This window comes from Sphaerospermopsis aphanizomenoides BCCUSP55 (assembly GCF_001586785.1).
Taxonomy (GTDB): Bacteria; Cyanobacteriota; Cyanobacteriia; order Cyanobacteriales; family Nostocaceae; genus Sphaerospermopsis_A; species Sphaerospermopsis_A aphanizomenoides_A.
This window is the reverse complement of record NZ_LUFH02000039.1, coordinates 1-20,740: the sequence shown is the minus strand read 5'-3', so window position 1 is coordinate 20,740 and position 20,740 is coordinate 1. Positions and strand designations below refer to the sequence as shown.

Below are 20,740 nucleotides of genomic sequence, written 5' to 3'. Positions count from 1 at the left end.
ACTTGATGCCATATCAATATAATGATTGCACAAGAATTAGAACTAGCAGAGGACATCTCCCCAGATGTAACTTTTCCTCCTAGCGACTTATATAGTGATGAACCACCCGTGGAAACAGAACTGCATTTACGACAAATAATTTTACTCTTCCAATGCTTAGAATGGTTATGGAAAGATAGAACAGATTTCTATGCTGCGGGAAATCTCAGTATTTATTATAGTCCTAAACAGAAAAAAACCGAGAAGTTAAGAGGACCTGATTTTTTTGTGGTTTTAGGAACAGAACGCAAAACCCGGAAAAGTTGGGTAGTGTGGGAAGAAGATGGTAAATATCCCAATGTAATTATAGAAATTCTTTCACCCAGCACAGCTAACAGTGATAGAGTGACTAAAAAAGAACTTTATCAAAATACATTTAGAACACCTGATTATTTTTGGTTTGATCCTTATACATTAGAATTTGTCGGTTTTCATTTAGTAGATAATCAATATCAACCTTTAGCAGCAAATGAAAGAGGACATTTGTGGAGTCAACAGTTAGGTTTATTTTTAGGAATTCATGAAGGATTGTTAAGGTATTTTACTCCAGAAGGAGAATTAGTACCTACACCAGAAGAAACAGCAAGTCAGGAAGCCAAAAGAGCGGGAATAGAAGCTCAAAGAGCAGAAATAGAAGCTCAAAGAGCAGAAATAGAAGCTCAAAGGGCAGAAATAGAAGCTCAAAGGGCAGGAATAGAAGCTCAAAGAGCAGAACGTTTAGCGGCAAAATTAAGAGAATTAAATATTGATCCAGATACAATTTAAAAAAATGCAAATAGAAGAATTATCAACATTAGAAAAAAACTTTGATCAACTGATAGAAATGCTGCTCATAAAAAAAGCAGAAAATGAACATTTCACAGTCAGACTCAATAGCGAAATAAGCCAATTTACTCGCTTTAATCATGCTAAGGTGCGGCAAACAGGATTAGTTGCTGATGGTTGGATTCAAATAACTTTAATGGAAAATCAGCGCACCAGTTTCCGTCAAATTCCTTTTACTGGAGAGTGGGAATCAGATTGGCAATTAGCATACACAGCTTTACAAGACTTACGGGATGAATTGACTCTTTTACCTATTGATCCTTATTTAGTTTTACCTACGGAAAATAATACTAGTCGAGAAGTTAATATAGGTAAATTATTAGCACCAGAAACTGTGGTTGGTAATATATTAGAATCTGTCGCTGACTTAGATTTTACTGGTAGCTATGCTGGGGGAGTGGTAATTAGAGGTTATGGTGATTCTAACGGACAAAAACACTGGTTTGTAACTGATTCTTTTAATTTAGACTATTCATTATTTCTGACATCAGGACAAGCTGTAAAAGGCACTTTTGCTGGGAGTGAGTGGGATGAATCTGCTTATATAGCCAAGATAAATGATGGTAAGCAACAATTAGCAATGCTGTCGCGTTCACCTAAAGATTTACCAAAAGGACAATACAAAACTTATTTTGCTCCTGCGGCTGTTGCTGATTTATTAGCTATGCTATCTTGGGGTGCTATTGGTGAAGCTGATATTCAACAAGGTAACAGTGCTTTAGCTGCTTTGTCTCGTCAGGAAAAACAGCTTTCAGAAAAGTTGAGTTTAAAAGAAAATTTTCAACTGGGTTTAGTTCCTAGATTCAATGATTTAGGAGAAATGGCAGCACCGGAGTTAAAATTAATAGAAGAAGGTGTTTTGGTAAATAGCCTCGTTAATTCTCGCACGGCTAAAGAATATAATAAACAAGCAAATGGTGCGAATAGTTCAGAAACTTTACGTTCTCCAGAAATAAGTCTAGGTAATTTGAGATTTGAGGAGATTTTAACCAGTTTAGATACAGGATTATATCTTTCTAATTTGCATTATTTAAATTGGAGCGATCGCCCAACTGGTAGAATTACAGGTATGACTCGTTATGCTTGCTTTTGGGTAGAAAATGGAGAAATAGTCGCACCTATTGAAAATCTGCGTTTCGATGAAAGTCTATATCGCTTTTGGGGTGCAGAAAATCTCATTGATTTCACTAATTTTCAAGAATTTATTCCTGAAGTGGGAACTTATGAAAGTCGGCAATTAGGTGGTAGTTTAGTTCCAGGAATGTTGGTGGAAGATTTCACTTATACGTTGTAATAACTGTCAGAATCAGGATTTACAAGATTCTAAGAATTCAGAATTCAGGAGTCAGGAGTAAAACTCCTTTACTGTCTGGCTGGGAAGTTACTTTACCTCATCGATCTGCAATCTAATGTATACCGGACTTTTTTGAGTAGTAAATGAGTAGACATTGGTTTTGTTGCAATATTTCAAATCTGTCTACTCGACCAACCTCAATTCGGGTTTTTCCTTGATGTCCTGGTTGTACCCCTGGTTGACACTTGAGTCTTTCTTGTTTCTGTGTTTCCCGTTTTTTGAGTGGGTCTGTTGATAGCGGTTTTGATGAAGTTTTGCTATCTGGCGTTAACCTCCGCTCCCCTTTGCGTTTCAATTACACTCCCATCTACATCATCAATTTTCCTCAACTCACCCGCCCGCCAACTATCAGCAATATCCTTAATAAAACTAGCAATAGGAATAGCAACCAACAAACCTAAAACCCCACCCAATTTTGCACCAATTAACAAAGAAATCACCACCCAAACAGGATTTAAACCAGTCAAATTACCCAAAATCCTGGGTGCAACAATATTAGAATTAATTTGGTCAATTGTCACCGCTATTGCTGCAACTTCCACCCCTTCCCAAAAATTTTCTAACGCTACCAATAAACTCACAATACCAATACCTATACCAGTTCCAAAAGGGAAAAGAGAGAAAATACCAATACCAATTCCAAACAGCAAAGCTAAAGGAATTCTTAACGCTACAAATGCCAAAGTAACTGTTACCGCTAAAATCGCCCCTAAAGTTGCTTGACCAATGAAATAATTTTGAAAATCCTCTTTTAGTAATGCTCTGACTTTTGTGCTGATATGGTTAGGAAACCATTGGTAAATTCCGTCCCACATTCTTTCACCATTTAAGATTAAATAAATAGTTAAGACGACTGCTAAGAGTAAATTTACTAAAAACCCAATTGTATCAAATGCAAAACTCAGAATCTTGCCCGTAAAAGACTGAAATTGACTAGAAATTTTTTCTAATAACTGAGTTGCTAAACCTGTGATATTTACAGGTAATTCCTGTGTAGCAGCCCAATTTAGAAAAGCTTGTAATTGTTCAGTTCCCGAATCAATCCAAACTGGAAGAATATTAACTAATTCGTTGAGTTGTTGAAAAATCAGAGGTACTAAAATTACACCTACAGCACCCAGAATGATTACCGCTAATAGTAAAACTCCCACAATTGCTAAATTACGCGGTACTCCCCGTTGATGAAAAAATTTAATCGGATAATCCAAAACAAAAGCTAATAAAATCGCAACAGAAATAACACTAACTAAAGGTTGAAAATATTGAACAAATTGGATTAATAACCAACCATTCAGAATGGCGATAGGAAATGCCAAGCCTATGCTTAACCATTTTGGTAATTTGTTGACCGTTTGCATGAAGTAGACTCCACCAAATTAGTAATTTAATTGATTCACTTTTAACAACTTCTCAATCACTGATTGATTAGTCGTTGGCACGATTAATAAAATCCACCATAATCCTTTGATGGGGAATTCCTAAAGGTCTGACTTCACCAGCGATAGCTGAATAACAACTACCTTGGTGAATATCTTTTGGTGTTAAAAATCCCATATCCCAACCTTCATTTAAAACCAGTTGTTCTAATCCTACTAATAATGGTGCTTGAAAAACATGACGAATCACTTTTTCATCGGCATAAATTCCAAATTTAGCGAAAGAGGTTAACTCATAACCGATTTCTTCAATAACTTCTCGCACCAGTGCTATTTCTGGTGTTTCTCCTGGTTCAAGATGACCACCAAACAATCCCCAGCAACCAGCAGCAGCTATGTTAGGAATGTTATCCCGTAGTTGCATGAGATATTTGTGGTCTTGGTAGAGAATTACTATCGCAACTTCTGGTAATTGATTATTCATATAGGAATCCGGTTTGGTTTCTGAATTTACTTGTGTAGGCAGGCAAAAGGCAAGAGGCAAAAGGCAAGAGGGTTTTATAGAATTTAGGTGTACTGAGTTTTGTATGGCTACGCCACGCAAGCTATCAAAAATCAAATAGTAGTCCTATATAATAGGGAACAGAGAATAGATAACTGAAAATATTTTCAGTTAGAAATAAAATCCAGCATAATTTGGTGAGTTATATCCCCCAACGGTCGTATTTCTCCAGCTATTGCTGAATAACAACCACCTTGACGAATATCTTCTGGGGTTAAAAATCCCATGTCCCAGCCTTCATTTAAAACCAGTTGATCTAATGCCACTAACAATGGTGCATGAAAAACATGATGTAAAACTTTGACATTAGAGTAAACACCAAATTTAGAAAAAGATGGTAACTCATAACCAATTTCTTCTAAAATTTCTCGCTGGAGGGCTATTTCTGGTGCTTCACCAGGTTCAAGATGTCCACCAAATAATCCCCAGCAACCAGGGTGGGCAATATGAGGGAAATTATCCCGTAATTGCATGAGAAATTTGTTATCTTGGTAAAGAATAGCGATGGCAACTTGTTCAATTTGATTGTTCATATAGCAGGTAATAGGGAATAGGGAAAATAGTTGAAATTCCTTTTATATCTGAGTTTTATGATAACTGTTTGTTATCATCGTAAGTATTCAGGATAGAGAATACTCCAAATCAGGAGAATAAAGGCTTTTTTAGTCAAATTTGATGATTTTGATAAAATCTCACTTGTCTCTATTCTTCATTTCATAAGCATTCTGATTCCTGACTGCTAACTCCTGAATTCTTAATTATCTTCCAACTGACAACCGCTATAATATTATTCTTCTTCTAGGTAAACTTCTCCATACTCCTGACCAGCCAAAGGAATACTCTTGTATTTTATTTTGCCCTTAAACACTGCGTCTTGTCCCACTTTCAGATTGCTTTGATTAGTCACAACCCAGATTTTCCCAGTTGAGTCAGCAATTTGATATCCCCGCTGCTTTACTAGAGGAGCTTCTTTTTCTACCTTGCCTTGGATGTAAACTGTAGCCTTATTATCCTCTACAGGTTTAATTTCCCGAATCGGTGTTACATTAGCGCCAATCCTAAAATTGTTGAAATTCAATTCCGTAGGTTTGCCATTACTACAACTACACAGTCCTACAACCAGAAAAAAAGCCAATCCTTGCGGCAAGAACCTCAAATAAGAAAGTTTTGTTTGTTGCATAAAAGCCAGCAATTGAGATAATTTTTGCATTAATCCTTACCTTGTCACCAATTTCTTCAAGTTTTTATTCATACTATCTATGTTGTGCTGACCAAAAAAAAGGGTTCAGCTGTTCCTCCTCTCTTTTATCCTTCAGTTAAGGCAGCTAATCTGAGAAAATAGTCAAGGCAATAGGTGACAGGGAACAGGTGAAGAAAAGGGATAAGGTGTAGGTTGTAGGGTGTAAGGAATTAAGAACCCAAATGTATCTTTTCTTCTGACTCCTGTTAGCGTAAGCTCCAACCTGCGGGTGGCACTCCTGAACTTCTGATAGCGGAGCGTGGCGTTAGCCATACTCCTCAACTCCTTCTTCTGACTAATTAACAATGGAAACACAAACTGCCAAAATCCTTGATGGTAAAGCATTAGCGGCTAAAATTCAGCAAGAATTGGCTGCTACTATTACAAACTTACAACCGAAAATTGACCGACCTCCGGGTTTAGCTGTGCTAATGGTTGGTGATAACCCAGCTTCAGCAGCTTATGTTAGCAACAAAGAAAAAGCTTGCGCCAAAGTAGGAATTGCCTCTTTTGGGAAGCATTTTCCCACGGAAACTAGCCAAACTGAACTAGAGGAAGTAATTGCTGAACTCAACCAAGATAAAAGGGTAGATGGAATTCTGGTACAGTTACCCTTACCTAAACATTTAGATGCGATTGCACTTTTACATAAAATTGCACCGGATAAAGATGCTGATGGGCTGCACCCTGTTAACTTGGGACGACTGGTGCGGGGTGAGACAGGTTTACGCAGCTGTACACCAGCGGGTGTGATGCGACTGCTAGAAGAATATAAAATTCCCCTGGTGGGAAAACAGGCAGTGGTGGTAGGACGTAGTATTTTAGTTGGTAAGCCAATGGCATTGATGCTATTAGAGGCTGATGCGACAGTCACTATTGCCCACTCCCGCACCCAAGACCTCAAAACCATCACCCAAAATGCTGATATTCTCATTGCCGCAGCAGGTATTCCAGGATTAATCACAGCTGATATGGTGAAACCGGGCGCTGTTGTGGTAGATGTGGGGATAAATCGCATCACTGATAGCAGTGGCAAAAGTCGTTTAGTCGGCGATATCGACTTTTCAACAACGGCTATGGTGGCAGAATATATCACCCCAGTTCCCGGTGGTATTGGTCCAATGACAGTCGCTATGCTATTGCAAAATACGGTATCTAGCTATTTGCGGACAACCAGTAATTAAGGAGTAATAGTTTCTTATTTAACTGAAGCGATTTGAGATTTATGGAATCTAAGTAAAATCCAAAATCCCAAATCCAAAATCCCAAATCTAAAATCCAGCGAATGTTTCTGCTCCACCACACCGTAAAATTGTCACACACATCACAATAAACCAAAACTTTAGGAATTGCAGTATGGTAGCAACGGATAACTTTCAAAAAACATCAGAACCAGCCAGATTCAACCTCGCTGCCTATCTCAAAGAAAGACAACAGCTTTGTGACACTGCCTTGGATCAAGCGATTCCTGTAGTTTATCCAGAAACAATTTACGAATCCATGCGCTACTCCCTCCTCGCTGGAGGTAAGCGTGTACGTCCCATTCTTTGCCTTGCGGCCTGTGAAATTATGGGTGGCACTATGGACATGGCCATGCCAACAGCTTGTGCTGTAGAGATGATTCACACCATGTCCTTGATTCATGATGACTTACCAGCAATGGATAACGACGATTACCGCCGTGGTAAGTTAACAAATCACAAAGTCTACGGCGAAGATATTGCAATTTTAGCCGGGGATGGGTTGTTAGCTTTGGCTTTTGAATTCGTAGCCACCCAAACCCCCAAAAACGTCCCCGCAGAGCGAACTTTAGAGGTAATTGCCCGTCTGGGTAAGGCTTTGGGCGCTGCTGGTTTAGTTGGTGGTCAAGTGGTAGATTTAGAATCGGAAGGTAAGTCAGATATTTCCTTGGCAACCCTGAATTTTATTCATAACCACAAAACAGCCGCCTTGTTAGAAGCATCTGTGGTTTGCGGAGGAGTTATTGCCGGAGCATCCCCTTCAGATATACAAAAATTAACTCATTATTCTCAAAATATTGGTCTGGCCTTCCAAATCATAGATGATATTCTGGATATCACTGCCACCCAAGAACAATTAGGTAAAACCGCAGGTAAAGACCTCAAAGCACAAAAAGTCACCTATCCCAGCCTGTGGGGAATTGAAGAATCTCGCGCTAAAGCAAAACAACTGGTGGAAGAAGCTTGTGCAGAATTGGCATTCTATGGAGAAAAAGCAGTCCCTCTCCAAGCGATCGCTCACTTCATCATCAATCGCAATCACTAAACATTTTGGATTTTGGATTGTGGATTTTGGATTTTGGATTAGACAATCTCAAATTTAAAATCGCAAATCCAAAATTTATAGCAACAGCCAAAGTGGTTAGGACAACAACAGATGATAAAACATAGACAATCCAACCCTTTTAACTGGAGTCACCTGCTATAGTTACAAAATTATGCACCACAATGTTTTGACAGCTAACTACTGACATCAACAACTTTTCCTCAACACACAACTGTTACTCATAAATTAATTACTGAACATTACCAAACCAAAATACCATGCAGGACATAGGCGACATTTTCAACAACCGGGTGCTGCTGGTTGCTCTTGTAGCTTGTTTTGTGGCTCAAGGATTAAAACTCATCTTTGAAGTTATCAAACATCGCAAAATAAATGTGCGTGTCTTAGTTACCACAGGAGGTATGCCTAGCGCCCATTCCGCTTTAGTAACAGCTTTAGCGGCTGGTGTGGGGCAAACTCTGGGTTGGTCATCTCCTGATTTTGCCGTAGCTGCGGTTTTTGCCATCATTGTCATGTATGATGCAGCGGGAGTGCGCCAAGCCGCTGGTAAACAAGCTCGAATACTCAATCAAATGATTGATGAATTATTTCATGAAAAACCAGAATTTAGTCAAGACCGTCTCAAAGAACTACTTGGACATACACCAGTTCAAGTAATAGCAGGTTCAGCTTTAGGAATAACAATTTATTGGCTATCTAGAGCCGCTTATTAGTAATAGGGAATAGGTAACAGGGAATAGGGAGCAGGGGGAAAATAACAATTGACAACTGTTAACTGATAGCTGAAAAAAATCACTTTGAACTGACAACTGAGCGCAGCAACATTACTTTTCTTCCATCTGCTAATAGGGCAAAAAACCCTTTTTCAGTTAATTTTTGTAATGTGTTGTATGCCTCGGTTTGGTTGGTAGTATAAACAGCCAATAAATAAGGGCGTTGCCCATAGGAAACAAGACCGACATTACCCCCCACAGCCATTTGTACACTATTTGCCAGTTCGGGGCGGTTGAAATAATCCACCAATACTGCAAAACCATCTCCCAAAACTCTGGGATTATAACTAACTTTCTGATTTGGTACAGTTGCTGATGTCGTGATTGTCGGTGCGACTGTTGCAGGTACAACTCTTGTTGATGTCGTAATTGGCGGTGTGATTGTTGCAGGTGCTACTGTTGGTGATGTTGGTCGAGTGGTAATAATGGCAGATAAACCCACAATATTGTTAACATATTTTGCCCAACGGTTAGCATCATCAATTTTATTAAAACCACCAATTCGCGTTACTGTTTCATTCAAATATTGACAAGTAACTGTTTTCAAATCAGATGGTAAAGCACTGCGTAATTGTTGTTGATTACTAGTTGTGGGACTAACAACTAATAACAGATACTCCCCAGGATTAGGCGGTTGACATACAGGAATAGCTGCTTGGGCAAAAACAGGATCAATACTACTAATCAAGGGCGTGATACTTGCGGCGACCGTAGCTAATACTGGTAATAAAGCACTTGGTAAAGAATAAAATTTTGGTACAAACATTGGATACCTAATATATAGATTCTACTCTGAGTAAATTGCCAACTTATCTGTTTATGTTGCTAAGTATGGTGTGGAGCAGTTAACAGTTATCAGTTGTTATTTTCCCCCTGCTGCCTGCTCCCTGCCTTGACTTTATGACACAGTTGTTAAAGATGCCAAAGCATCAGGAATTTTTGGTGAAGGAGCCTGAAATTCTCCAGTTATTACATACTCTAGACGCAATTTTAACCAAGTAATAAATTGAGAATTGGTAGAAATAATTGCCACTGGAGGTTTAGGACACTTCTTTTTATTGTCTGCCATTTCTGGTGCTTCTAGAAAAGCTGGGTTTTTCACTAACCAAAAATCAATTTCTTTTTCTTGTTCGTGGTAATGACGGGTACGTTCCTTCAAAACTTCGTGTATTGGCTCTTCTTCCAGCAGAAAGTGTTGACTAGCCAAAACGTAATAGTATGTTGTCATGTTTTATCCTTTGGTTACTATTTGATAATTTATAGGGTACAGCAGCAATACTGTACCCTAATCAGTTAACTTTTTTTGAATCCCTTAAACCAAGAACTGAAGGGGCAAGCACCAGCTTTGTTTTCGTTTTCACTATTGACTAGTTTGCCACCTGCTGTCAGCTTTTCTAAAAACAGGTTGTTGTCAAAATAGTGTTCCACGGACAGAATCTTTAAATCATCAGTGACATGAGCTACACTCATACCGATAATTTCCACTGTTTCCCCCGTAGGTGCAAAATCTTTGTAAGCACCCCGGAAATGTCCCCAGTGCCGCCACTTAAATGCAACATTAGGTGGTCCTGAGTACACTTCTAGCACTTCCCAAGGAAATCCTTGTGGAAAGGTACTGTGGAATATTTTAGCTGATGATTCAAAACTTTCTTCCGAAGCTTTGTAATGTTCGGAGTCAGCCATAAATAAGTTATAAGTACCTTGGGCTGATAAATCTGCTGCTGTATACTCTTTACCGCCATTGGTACTAACCCGAAACTTATCTGTCACCACAGATAACCATTGCTGGGGGTTGCTTTTGAAAGATACCTCCATCTCGAAGGTTCTGACCAAGTTCTGCACGAGGGCTTCTAGTGTACCCTCTAAGTGATTACAGGTACTTTCTTGAGCGAGATTTTCGTTAGAACGGGTATAATCCGGGGGTGTTTGATAGCGCCATTCTGCATGGGTGCTGTATGCGATTACTGTATCCCGGTCTTGTACCCAAAGAGGCAGGTTGTTAGGCTGTTTGGCAGTCATAGCAGTCTGAAGTTACTAATGTGACTCTAAGTTTTGAGGATTACGCAGCTACAACCCCTCTCGTGGAAGAAGTTCAGGAGTATGGCTTACGCCACGCTCCGCTATCAGGAGTTCAGGAGTATGGCTAACGCCACGCTTCGCTATCAGGAGTTGACGATGAAGTTGTTTTCCCGCACCCTACACCCTACACCCTACACCCCATCCCCTGTTCCCTTCATTGCTTGTTTCATTTCTCGGACGGCTCTTTCCATTCCTACTAAAGCCGCTCGACTAATGATAGTATGGCCAATATTGAGTTCTTCCATACCTGGAAGTGCCGCTACTGGGTAAACGTTCCAGTATGTAAGTCCATGACCAGCATTCACTCGCAACCCAGCTTTAATCGCTTGTTCACACCCTTGTGCTAATAAAGCTAGTTCATGTTGACGAGTGGTTTCATCTTTGGCTTCAGCATATTGTCCTGTGTGTAGTTCAATGAATTTTGCCTGAACCTTGGCAGACGCTTCGATTTGTGCTGGTTCGGCATCAATGAACAAACTCACGGGAATGCCAGCATTTTGCAATTTATCTACTATCTCTCCTATTCTAGCAATTTGCCCGACAATATCCAAACCGCCTTCTGTGGTTACTTCTTCGCGTTTTTCTGGTACTAATGTGACATAATCGGGTTTAATGTCGAGGGCAATTCCCAACATTTCATCAGTTGCTGCCATTTCTAAGTTTAAGTGCGTTCTTACTGTTTGCCGCAACAGACGCACATCTCTATCTTGAATATGTCTTCTGTCCTCCCGCAAATGGGCGGTAATGCCGTCTGCACCTGCTAATTCGGCTAATACCGCAGCGGCGATGGGATCTGGTTCTACTGTTCTTCTGGCTTGGCGAATGGTAGCGATATGGTCAATATTTACACCGAGTGTAGGCACGCCTGGTTTCTCCTGTTGCACTGTGTTTTAGATTTTGATTTTAACTAATTCAGGAGGTATGAGTAGGTTGGTGTTAAAAATTGTGGTTATGATCAGGTAAGGAGTAAAAGGAGAAAATAAATAATTATCAATTATCAATTATCAATTATCAATTATCAATTATCAATTATAAAGAGGCGATATGCTTTTAGAACTTCAACAAATTATTGTCAACCCTGGCCAACAAATGTTACTCAAGGATATTAGTTGGCAGCAGTTAGAAAATATTTTAGAAGAAATGGGAGAAAGGCGTGCTGCACGTATTTCTTATAGTGATGGCTGGTTAGAGATTATGGTTCCTTTACCTGAACACGAAAAAGATAAAGAAATAGTTGGTGAGTTTGTCAGAATTTTATTAGACCATCTGCAAATTGATTTTGAACCTTTTGGTTCTACCACACTGAAAAATCAGAGGATGGGTCAAGCTGTAGAACCAGATACTAGTTTTTATATTCAAAATCAAGCGGCTGTAATTGGTAAAAATCGAATTGATTTAAATATAGATCCACCACCAGATTTAGCGATTGAAATTGATATTACTTCTCGGACTCGATTTGAAAATTATGAAATTTTGGGAGTTCCTGAACTTTGGCGATATAAACAACAAGGTTTGGAAATTTTCTTGTTACAGGAAGGGAAATATGTAAAATCTCAATCTAGTCCTAATTTTCCTAATATCCCGATTTTGGAATTAGTTAATGAGTATGTGCAGCAGTGTTTAACTATTGGCAGAAGTCAGGCGATGCGGAACTTTAGGAGTTGGGTTAGGGATAATTTGTAGCCATTTTTAATCTGCACATTTTAATTTTAGGAAGCTGAAAACAGATTATGATTAAGATTTAAGGCTTGATGAAAAAGGTGATAATTGCTCATGACTACCGAAAACAATCTAGCCATTGTGGACTGGGAACCCCACAACCCACCTACAGATTTAATATTTGATGATGGTGAACCCTTGGAATCAAATCGACATCGTATTGCCATGAATGTCCTCATTCGGTCGTTGCAACAGGCTTGGTGCGATCGCAGTGATTATTTTACTGGGGGCAATATGTTTATTTACTACAGCAGTAACCAGCTAATAAATCGTGATTTTCGTGGCCCTGATTTTTTCGCTGTTCTTAATGTTGACGGCACAGCTTCTAGACAAGGTTGGGTGGTTTGGGAAGAAGATGGTCGCTATCCTGATGTGATTGTGGAATTAATGTCACGGTCTACAGCAGCTATAGATAAAGGCATTAAAAAAGACCTTTATGAACAGACTTTTCGGACTTCAGATTATTTTGTCTATGATCCTTTTGACCCTAATTCTTTACAAGGATGGCATTTAGATGAAAACCAAGAATATCAACCTTTAACACCTAATGAAAATGGTTGGTTATGGTGTAGACGTTTGGGTTTTTGGTTAGGAACTTGGGAAGGAACTATAGATAGGGAAAGTGCAATCTGGGTACGATTTTATGATGTTGCTGGCAATTTAGTTTTGTTACCAGAAGAAGCGGCAAAATCACAAGCAGAAATTGCAGTTATACAAGCTGAGGAAGCTAAATTAAGAGAGGAGGAAGCTAAAGCACAGGCGGCTAGATTGGCTGCTAGATTAAGAGAACTGGGTGAAAATCCAGATATGTTGTAATCTCTTTTTTGTAGGTTGGGGAGTCATCGCTGTTGATGGTATTCCCCGGCTTACAGTGATTATCTAAACAATTGGGACTAAAACCGGACTTCGCCCAAAGTTTTTGGAGCGGGGTATAAATTCCTTGTTACAAAAACGGCCTCCTGCCCCCTGCCTCCTGCCTTCGTTAATAATTAACTCGAAGCACTGGTGTAAAACCTTAATGCAAACCGCCAAAACCAAGTGGAAATTAAAAATAATATCACCGCTAATATGACTGCACCAAATAACCAAGTTAACTGAGTTTCACCTAACATTGCTTGGGCAGGAATTGTGGTTAAAAATGCCACTGGAACTACAAAGGTAAAGAAAACTCTATAAGCAGCTGGATAAGCTACTATTGGATATCTGCCAGCTTCTAATAAACCCCGTAATACTTCTGTAACGTTGTAAATTTTCACGAACCAAATACTCGTAGCTCCCAGCATAAACCAGAGGCTGTAAAGAATCACGAAACCGCAGGTCAAGGGAAATATACTCAGTAAGTATTTGTCTATTCCTAAACCTAGATTGTTACCTGCATAGCCAATGATCATACAGCCAAAGATTAAATCTGGTAATCCCCAGGGTGATAGAGTGTGAGTAGAAAGCCAAAACTGACTGCGGATAGGTTTTAATAATACAAAGTCTAAAGTTCCTTCTTGAACGTGACGAACAATTTGGTTTAAGTTAGGTGCTAAAAAAGTGGCAGAAAAGCCTTGTAATAAGGTAAATATTCCTAAAACTATTAAAGCGGCTGACCATGACCAACCAGGAAAGGTGTAACCGTTGCGGTAAAATAGGAATAGTCCAAAAATGCTACCTACGAGATTACCGATACTGCTGAAGGTGGCGATGATGAAGTTAAGACGGTACTCCATTTCTGCGGCGATCGCAGCACTCCAAAATAATCGTAACACTTTTAAATATCTTTCCATCTTGTTCCTTTAAACCAATATCTACAACATCTAAAATAACTTTTTATAATCTTAATATTAATTTTTATTTTCAGAAAATTTTGAACGTTAAGATGTTGAATGCAACTTCTTGAGCAGGTGAGATTTCATGCATTTTAATTTACCAGATTTAATTAGAGGATGTTTGAAAAGTCTCTCATGGTGTATCAAAGATTTTCAGATCCCCCTAAATCCCCCTTAATAAGGGGGACTTTGAATCTAGTTCCCCTTATTAAGGGGGTTAGGGGGGATCTAGAAGTGTTGAAAATAACCATCTCAAACTTTTAAAACAACCTCTAATTAAATCATTGGGTTACTTTGGGGTATGGGGAATTATCTTTGCTGAATCTGGCCTACTGATCGGCTTTTTTCTTCCTGGTGATAGTTTACTATTTACAGCAGGATTTGTGGCTTCTCAGCAATTACTGAATATTTGGGTGCTAATTTTTGGTGCGTTTGTTTGTGCTGTGTTTGGGGATAATGTAGGTTACTTTACTGGCCATAAATTTGGCAGAAAATTATTTGATCAAGAAGAGTCTTGGTTATTTCATAAAAATCACGTTGTGAAAACTCAAGCATTTTATGAAAAGCATGGTAAAAAAACTATTGTTTTAGCAAGATTTATGCCAATTATTCGCACCTTTGCCCCAATTGTAGCAGGTATTGGTTCTATGCACTATCGCACATTTATGGTTTACAACCTGATTGGTGGTTTTGTTTGGACTTTTGGCATTACTATGTTAGGTTTCTTTTTAGGTAAGTCACTACCAGCAGAACAATTAGATAAATATCTATTACCAATCATTGGTTTAATTATTATGGTTTCTTTATTACCTTCGATTGTTCATGTCATTAAAGAAAATAGAGCGAATAAATAAAGGTGACAGGTGACAGGTGACAGGTGACAGGTGACAGGTGACAGGTGACAGGTGACAGGTGACAGGTGACAGGTGACAGGTGACAGGTAACAGGTAACAGGTGACAGGTGACAGGTGACAGGTGAATAACCCATTACCAAATTTAGCCAAAAACTGGTAACGTCAAACAAAGGAAAAATATTTTTTTGGAAGTTTAGGTTTTGAACACACGCTCTAATTCACGCTCTAATTATTGGCAACTTTTACCTTATATTCGCACCCAGTGGGAAACCATTGCTAAGGGTTTTGTGGGAATATTAGGATATGTATTGGCCACTTTAACGCTGATTAATCTCGCTGGGAAGTTGGCAGTTCCCTTTGGACAAGGTAATGTAGTAGCGATCGCCCAATTAACGGGGATTTGTGCTTTGGTATTTTTGGTGCGGGGCTTTTTCCAAGCTGTACAAGATTTATACATGGCACGTGCAGCTTTAAGAGTGGCTTTTCATCTCCGTCAACAAGTTTATTCACATTTACAAAAGCTAAATCTCAGTTATTTTGAAACCGCAAAAGCTGGAGATTTATCTTACCGTCTCACGGAAGATGTTGACAGAGTTGGGGAAGTTATCAATAAGCTTTTTCATGATTTTGTTCCCTGCGTTTTGCAGTTGATAGCTATTCCCATCTACATGATTTATTTGAATTGGCAACTCACCCTTACTACAGTTGTTGTTGCCCCCGTGATGGGAATTTTAATTGGTTGGTTTGGGGAAAGATTACGGAAATATTCTCTGAAAAGTCAAAATCGGATTTCTGATTTATCAGCTATTTTGACAGAAGTATTTAGCGGTATTCGTTTAATCAAAGCTTTTGCCGCAGAAAACTATGAAATTGCTAGATTTAGCTATGAAGCAGAACGTAGTTTGAAAGCTAAATATTCAGCAGAACGGTTAAAAGCAATTCAAATTCCCATTGTGGGATTTTTAGAAGCTGTGAGTGCTTTATCTTTGCTGATGGTGGGAGTATGGCAAATTTCTCAAAAAAATTTAACTGTAGGGGAATTTTTCAGTTATTTAGCAGCAGCAGCTTTGTTAATTGATCCTATTGGTCATACTACTCATAACTATAATGAATTTAAACAAGGTGAAGCCTCGGTTGACCGGGTTTTTGAATTGTTAGCAATTCAGCCAACAGTGTTAGAAAAAGATCATGCTACCAATCTGCCTGATGTGATTGGCAAAATTGAATACCGGGATGTAACGTTTGCTTATAAACCTGGGGAACTGGTTTTAAATAATATTAGTTTATTAGTAATGCCAGGACAAGCGATCGCACTTGTGGGTGCTTCTGGTGCTGGTAAAACTACTTTTGTAAATCTTTTACCGCGATTTTATGATCCTGAAAGTGGGGAAATTTTTATAGATGGTGTCAATATTCGAGATGTGACATTAAATAGTTTAAGAAGACAAATTGGCATTGTTCCACAAGAAACGATTATGTTTTCCGGAACTATTGCCCAAAATATTGCTTTTGGACAAAAATATTTTGATATTAAGGCAGTAGAAGAAGCGGCAAAAATTGCCAATGCTCATAAATTTATTCAGCAACTACCGGAAGGTTATAATACTTGGGTAGGTGAGCGTGGTGTGAATTTATCTGGTGGACAAAGACAAAGAATTGCGATCGCTCGTGCTGTACTCTTAGATCCGCAAATTTTGATACTTGATGAAGCCACATCTGCCTTAGATTCCGAGTCAGAAGCTTTAGTGCAGGAAGCTTTGGAAAGATTAATGGAAACCCGCACTGTGTTAATTATTGCCCATAGATTATCAACAGTGAGAAAGTGCGATCGCATTTTGGTATTAGAAAAAGGACAAATTGTGGAATCAGGAAATCATGAAGAATTGTTAGCTTTAGAAGGTAGATATGCGCGGTTTTATGCCCAGCAATTTTCCTAGGAAGAAAACATTATACTCCCACACCCTTACATAGCAGAAAAAGCTGCCAAATAGTTAGCGGCTTCTTCCAGAGTTTGAATTAAATCTTCTAAGGTATAAATATTGTAATTTTGGGTCATGGTTTCACTGACAGGAGTAGAAACTTGTCTAGAATGAGAATGATTGGTAAAAATACAATTAATTAACTGCATGACTGCTTTCCCTGGCTGGTTTATATAATTAATATTCAGTGATTTTGATGAGTTGGACAGTGATGACGATAGGATGCAACTGTGATTGTGAATAAGTCGAAAGCTGATCTTAGTAAGTAAGAGGCAGTGATTTTATCTAGATTACTGAGTGATTAATGCCCAATAGACGGTGTGATCCGTATCATTACTATTAGTAAAATCCGAAAAAGCTTAAGCTATAACAGTTATAACGTGCTAGAGCAATATTTTGGGAACAATTAAGATAATGCCTATAAACTCAAACTCTTGCTTTGATTATGCAACCGACAAATCCTTCAATTCATAACTTCGCTAATCAATCAGAACAGGTTAGCAACAAAAAAGCCAAACTAAAAACCCAGGTGCAACGCAATCAACTGTTAGCTGATGTCGTTTTACGCATTTATACATCTTTGAGTTTAGACGAAATTCTCAATACCACAGTCACAGAAGTACGGCAATTACTACAGGTTGAGCGTGTAATTATTTATCGTTTTGATCCTAATGGTGGTGGAAAAATCACCGTGGAATCTGTTGTCACAACCGAATTGTCTATTCTAGATCAAATAATTCCACATAAATACTTCCAGCGAAATTGGCTAGATTCTCATCACAACAAAGTTTCTCAATCTATAGCCAATATTTATCAATCAAATTTAAATCCTGATCATATTGAATTATTAACACAGTATCAAATTAAAGCCTGTTTATTAGTACCAATTTTAGTAGAGAATTCACCTTGGGGACTACTAATTGCCCATAGCTGTAGCGATGTGCGTCCGTGGGAAGCTGATGAAGTGGAATTTCTAGAACAACTATCAGTACAGGTAGCAACCGCTATTCAACAAGCCACCTTACTCCAACAAGTCCAGACAGCCAATGCCAAACTTGAAACCAAAGTAGCAGAAATAACTTCTCAACTGCAAGCGGCTAATCAACGTTTACAACAAGAGTTAATCCGCGCTCAACAAGCAGAAGCTGCACTCCAAAAAAGTGAAGAACAATATCGACGCATTGTAGAAACAACTTCTGAAGGAATTTGGATGCTGGATACAGAAAGCAAAACTAGCTTTGTCAACCCTCAAATGGCAGTAATGTTGGGCTATTCTGTAGAAGAAATGCTGGGCAAACCTTTATTTAATTTTATGGGCATTGAAGAACAAAAAATAGCCCAAACATACTTAGAAAATTGTCATCAAGGTATTCAAGATCAACCAGATTTCAAATTTCGTCGTCAAGATGGTTCTGAATTATGGGCAATAGTTTCCACAACACCAATTCTTGATGCTACAGGAAAATATGTAGGTGCATTAGTAATGTTGACAGATATTACTGAACGTAAACAAGTAGAATCAACCTTGCAACAGCAGTTACAAAAAGAGGTACTACTCAAGCAAATCACTGAGCAAATTCGGCAGAATTTGCAAACTCAACATATTTTTGAAACTGCTGCGGTGCAAATTGGTAGGGCGTTTCGAGTTCATCGTTGTCTAATTCATGCATATCTTGACCAACCCGAACCTCATCTATCTTTGGTAGCAGAATACTTAAATGAAAATTATAAATCAAGCCAAAAATTGATAATTCCTGTTGCCAATAATCCTCATGCTGAAGCAGTCTTAGCTCAAGATCGGGCAATTGTGATCTCAGATATTGAAACTGAAGCATTATTGCAGCCTGTGATTGACCTTTGCTACGAACTAGAAATTAAATCAATGTTATGTATTCGTACTTCTTACCAAGGAAAACCTAATGGCTGCATTGGAATACATCACTGTATCAGCAAGCAAACTTTGCAGGATCAGCAAATTCGAGAGTGGAAACATGATGAAATTGAAATACTAGAAGCTGTGGCTGCTCAGGTAGGAATTGCACTGGCTCAAGCTGCTTTATTAGAACAAGAAACTACTCGACGGGAAGAACTAACACTGAAAAATTTGGCTCTAGAAGAAGCAACAAGGCAAGCCGAAAGTGCTAACCAAGCAAAAAGTGAATTTTTGGCTAATATGCGCCACGAAATTCGTACACCCATGAATGCCATTATTGGTTTTGCAAATTTATTAAAATCTACTGTTACAGAACCTCAAATATCATCTTATATTCACGCTATTGTCTCCAGTGGCAGGACTCTACTCGTACTGATTAATGATATCCTCGACCTGTCCAAAATTGAAGCCGGAAAGCTGGATCTCTACTACGAACCTGTGGATTTACGCACACTAATTAATGAAATTATCCAAATATTTAACCCAATTGCAACTGATAAAAATTTACTTTTATACTCAATAGTTGAAGATACAATACCTCAAGCTATTGATATAGATCAAATCCGGTTACGGCAAATCCTCTTTAATGTAGTTGGGAATGCTGTCAAATTTACAGAACAAGGACACATCAAAATATCTATCCGTGCTAAGTCATATTTTGCTGATCAAGAAGAAAAAATCTGGTTAGAAATTGCTGTTGAAGATACAGGTATTGGGATTGCCCGTGACCAGCAACAAAGCATTTTTGAAGCATTTGTTCAAAGCTCTGGAAAAAGCAGTCGTAAATATGGCGGTACAGGGCTAGGACTAGCAATCACTAAACGATTAATCAACATGATGGGTGGCATATTAACACTGCAAAGTGAACCTGGAGAGGGTAGTATTTTTACCTTTGTATTTCCAGCCGTTTCACCCGGATCGGATATGATAAAAATAGTTCCAGAATCTTCCCCTGATGATTTAAACCAGTTTGCACCAAGCACAATTTTGGTTGTAGATGATGTAGCATCAAATCGAGACTTAATCCAAGGCTATTTTCACCAAACTCATCATCATATTTTGCTGGCAGAAGATAGACAAAAAGCTATTAATTTAGCTAAATTACACTATCCTGATTTAATTTTATTGGACATAATCATGCCAGATATTAATGGCATAGAAGTTGCTACACATCTTAAGAAAGACCCACAAACTCAACATATTCCTATCATAATTATCACCGCTTCATGTCATCTCCAAGACCAAGAAATACTTGAGAATATCTGTCAGGGATGTTTATCTAAACCGATTAGCTGTGTACAACTATTTACAGAAATTAAGAAGTATTTACAACCAGTGAGCATAATAGCAGAAGAAAATCCCAGCGATAGCTCTAAAACTAATACTGTTTCTCCGCAATTATTCATCAATACCATAGATTTACCAAAATTATTAACTAAGTTACAACAAGCAGAAGAAACTATCTGGCATAGCTTACGTAAAACTCTCAAAATGCGTGAGATAAAACAGTTTATTCAGCGTCTATATTCCTGGGGAAAAGAGCATCAGTGTCAGTTATTAGTTGATTACGCTAATTCTCTACAAACTCAAATAGATGTCTTAGATATGGATAAATTATTTGTAATAATTGACCAGTTTCCATCTTTGCGAAGAACATTAGAAAAGTTGATTGAACAAGAGTAAGAATTCACGAGTCAGGATTGAGAATGTTTGATAAATTGGTGATAAGTAGAAAGGCGTGAAAAAACAGAAGTATGTAGGGTTTGCTGAATAAAGCCAAAAGCCAGATAAATAAAGAGTTTAAGGGTAAGAAAAAAGGAACAAGGTGCAAGAAAAAGGGGTAAAATAGGTAAAAACCCTTGCATCAAGGTACATCAAAATGTATC

The 20,740-nt window shown here is 38.4% G+C and carries 21 protein-coding genes; 10 read left to right on the top strand and 11 right to left on the bottom strand.

Annotated elements, in window-relative coordinates; all coding sequences use genetic code 11:
• Positions 1-18: 18 nt before the first annotated feature.
• Entirely contained in the window at positions 19-804 is a 786-nt protein-coding gene (locus A0J48_RS11830; RefSeq protein ID WP_200323330.1) for a Uma2 family endonuclease, read from the top strand.
• A 4-nt stretch (positions 805-808) separates the two neighbouring features.
• The gene (locus A0J48_RS11825) at positions 809-2,158 is read left to right on the top strand and encodes a TldD/PmbA family protein (RefSeq protein WP_200323287.1); all 1,350 of its coding nucleotides are present in this window, start codon (positions 809-811) and stop codon (positions 2,156-2,158) included.
• A gap of 317 nt (positions 2,159-2,475) precedes the next feature.
• Here A0J48_RS11825 and A0J48_RS11820 read toward each other — a convergent pair whose 3' ends face one another.
• The 5 genes from A0J48_RS11820 to A0J48_RS11800 form a co-directional block, all read right to left on the bottom strand.
• Positions 2,476-3,576 (bottom strand): AI-2E family transporter, encoded by a 1,101-nt coding sequence (locus tag A0J48_RS11820; RefSeq protein WP_200323286.1) that lies wholly within the window; start codon positions 3,574-3,576, stop codon positions 2,476-2,478.
• 67 nt (positions 3,577-3,643) lie between these two features.
• Positions 3,644-4,078: an NUDIX hydrolase gene (locus A0J48_RS11815; RefSeq protein WP_200323285.1), complete on the bottom strand. Its 435-nt coding sequence runs from the start codon at positions 4,076-4,078 to the stop codon at positions 3,644-3,646.
• Positions 4,079-4,263: 185 nt separating this feature from the next.
• Positions 4,264-4,689, bottom strand: coding sequence for an NUDIX hydrolase (locus A0J48_RS11810; protein WP_200323284.1), 426 nt, complete (start codon positions 4,687-4,689; stop codon positions 4,264-4,266).
• A gap of 254 nt (positions 4,690-4,943) precedes the next feature.
• Complete coding sequence (locus A0J48_RS11805) at positions 4,944-5,366, bottom strand: hypothetical protein (protein ID WP_200323283.1); 423 nt, start codon at positions 5,364-5,366, stop codon at positions 4,944-4,946.
• A 132-nt stretch (positions 5,367-5,498) separates the two neighbouring features.
• Positions 5,499-5,669 (bottom strand): hypothetical protein, encoded by a 171-nt coding sequence (locus A0J48_RS11800; RefSeq protein WP_200323282.1) that lies wholly within the window; start codon positions 5,667-5,669, stop codon positions 5,499-5,501.
• Between the two features lie 32 nt (positions 5,670-5,701).
• Between A0J48_RS11800 and folD the strand changes: the two genes are divergently transcribed.
• From folD to A0J48_RS11785, 3 genes are all read left to right on the top strand, one after another.
• On the top strand, positions 5,702-6,580 hold the full coding sequence (gene folD / locus A0J48_RS11795) for a bifunctional methylenetetrahydrofolate dehydrogenase/methenyltetrahydrofolate cyclohydrolase FolD (RefSeq protein ID WP_200323281.1): 879 nt from the start codon (positions 5,702-5,704) through the stop codon (positions 6,578-6,580).
• 172 nt (positions 6,581-6,752) lie between these two features.
• A complete protein-coding gene (gene crtE, locus A0J48_RS11790; RefSeq protein ID WP_200323279.1) occupies positions 6,753-7,682 on the top strand; it encodes a geranylgeranyl diphosphate synthase CrtE in 930 nt (309 codons plus the stop codon).
• A gap of 278 nt (positions 7,683-7,960) precedes the next feature.
• Positions 7,961-8,416, top strand: a complete 456-nt coding sequence (locus tag A0J48_RS11785) for a divergent PAP2 family protein (protein ID WP_200323277.1) — start codon at positions 7,961-7,963, stop codon at positions 8,414-8,416.
• Positions 8,417-8,495: 79 nt separating this feature from the next.
• Here the strand turns inward: A0J48_RS11785 and A0J48_RS11780 are convergent, their stop codons facing one another.
• The 4 genes from A0J48_RS11780 to A0J48_RS11765 form a co-directional block, all read right to left on the bottom strand.
• Positions 8,496-9,242, bottom strand: a complete 747-nt coding sequence (locus A0J48_RS11780; RefSeq protein ID WP_200323275.1) for a hypothetical protein — start codon at positions 9,240-9,242, stop codon at positions 8,496-8,498.
• A gap of 132 nt (positions 9,243-9,374) precedes the next feature.
• A complete protein-coding gene (locus tag A0J48_RS11775; RefSeq protein WP_200323273.1) occupies positions 9,375-9,704 on the bottom strand; it encodes an MgPME-cyclase complex family protein in 330 nt (109 codons plus the stop codon).
• A 65-nt stretch (positions 9,705-9,769) separates the two neighbouring features.
• Entirely contained in the window at positions 9,770-10,495 is a 726-nt protein-coding gene (locus tag A0J48_RS11770) for a SnoaL-like polyketide cyclase (RefSeq protein WP_200323272.1), read from the bottom strand.
• 191 nt (positions 10,496-10,686) lie between these two features.
• Positions 10,687-11,418, bottom strand: a complete 732-nt coding sequence (locus A0J48_RS11765; protein WP_200323270.1) for a pyridoxine 5'-phosphate synthase — start codon at positions 11,416-11,418, stop codon at positions 10,687-10,689.
• 181 nt (positions 11,419-11,599) lie between these two features.
• Here A0J48_RS11765 and A0J48_RS11760 point away from each other — a divergent pair, with 181 nt between their 5' ends.
• Positions 11,600-12,238 (top strand): Uma2 family endonuclease, encoded by a 639-nt coding sequence (locus A0J48_RS11760; RefSeq protein ID WP_200323268.1) that lies wholly within the window; start codon positions 11,600-11,602, stop codon positions 12,236-12,238.
• Positions 12,239-12,328: 90 nt separating this feature from the next.
• Entirely contained in the window at positions 12,329-13,090 is a 762-nt protein-coding gene (locus A0J48_RS11755) for a Uma2 family endonuclease (protein WP_200323267.1), read from the top strand.
• A 173-nt stretch (positions 13,091-13,263) separates the two neighbouring features.
• Here the strand turns inward: A0J48_RS11755 and A0J48_RS11750 are convergent, their stop codons facing one another.
• Positions 13,264-14,046, bottom strand: a complete 783-nt coding sequence (locus A0J48_RS11750) for an ABC transporter permease (protein ID WP_200323266.1) — start codon at positions 14,044-14,046, stop codon at positions 13,264-13,266.
• Between the two features lie 326 nt (positions 14,047-14,372).
• Here A0J48_RS11750 and A0J48_RS11745 point away from each other — a divergent pair, with 326 nt between their 5' ends.
• Positions 14,373-14,942: a DedA family protein gene (locus tag A0J48_RS11745; protein ID WP_234300867.1), complete on the top strand. Its 570-nt coding sequence runs from the start codon at positions 14,373-14,375 to the stop codon at positions 14,940-14,942.
• 200 nt (positions 14,943-15,142) lie between these two features.
• The gene (locus A0J48_RS11740) at positions 15,143-16,879 is read left to right on the top strand and encodes an ABC transporter ATP-binding protein (RefSeq protein WP_200323265.1); all 1,737 of its coding nucleotides are present in this window, start codon (positions 15,143-15,145) and stop codon (positions 16,877-16,879) included.
• 26 nt (positions 16,880-16,905) lie between these two features.
• Here A0J48_RS11740 and A0J48_RS11735 read toward each other — a convergent pair whose 3' ends face one another.
• Entirely contained in the window at positions 16,906-17,070 is a 165-nt protein-coding gene (locus A0J48_RS11735) for a serine dehydratase (RefSeq protein WP_234300866.1), read from the bottom strand.
• A gap of 296 nt (positions 17,071-17,366) precedes the next feature.
• Between A0J48_RS11735 and A0J48_RS11730 the strand changes: the two genes are divergently transcribed.
• The gene (locus A0J48_RS11730) at positions 17,367-20,537 is read left to right on the top strand and encodes a GAF domain-containing protein (RefSeq protein WP_200323264.1); all 3,171 of its coding nucleotides are present in this window, start codon (positions 17,367-17,369) and stop codon (positions 20,535-20,537) included.
• The last annotated feature ends 203 nt before the right edge of the window (positions 20,538-20,740 follow it).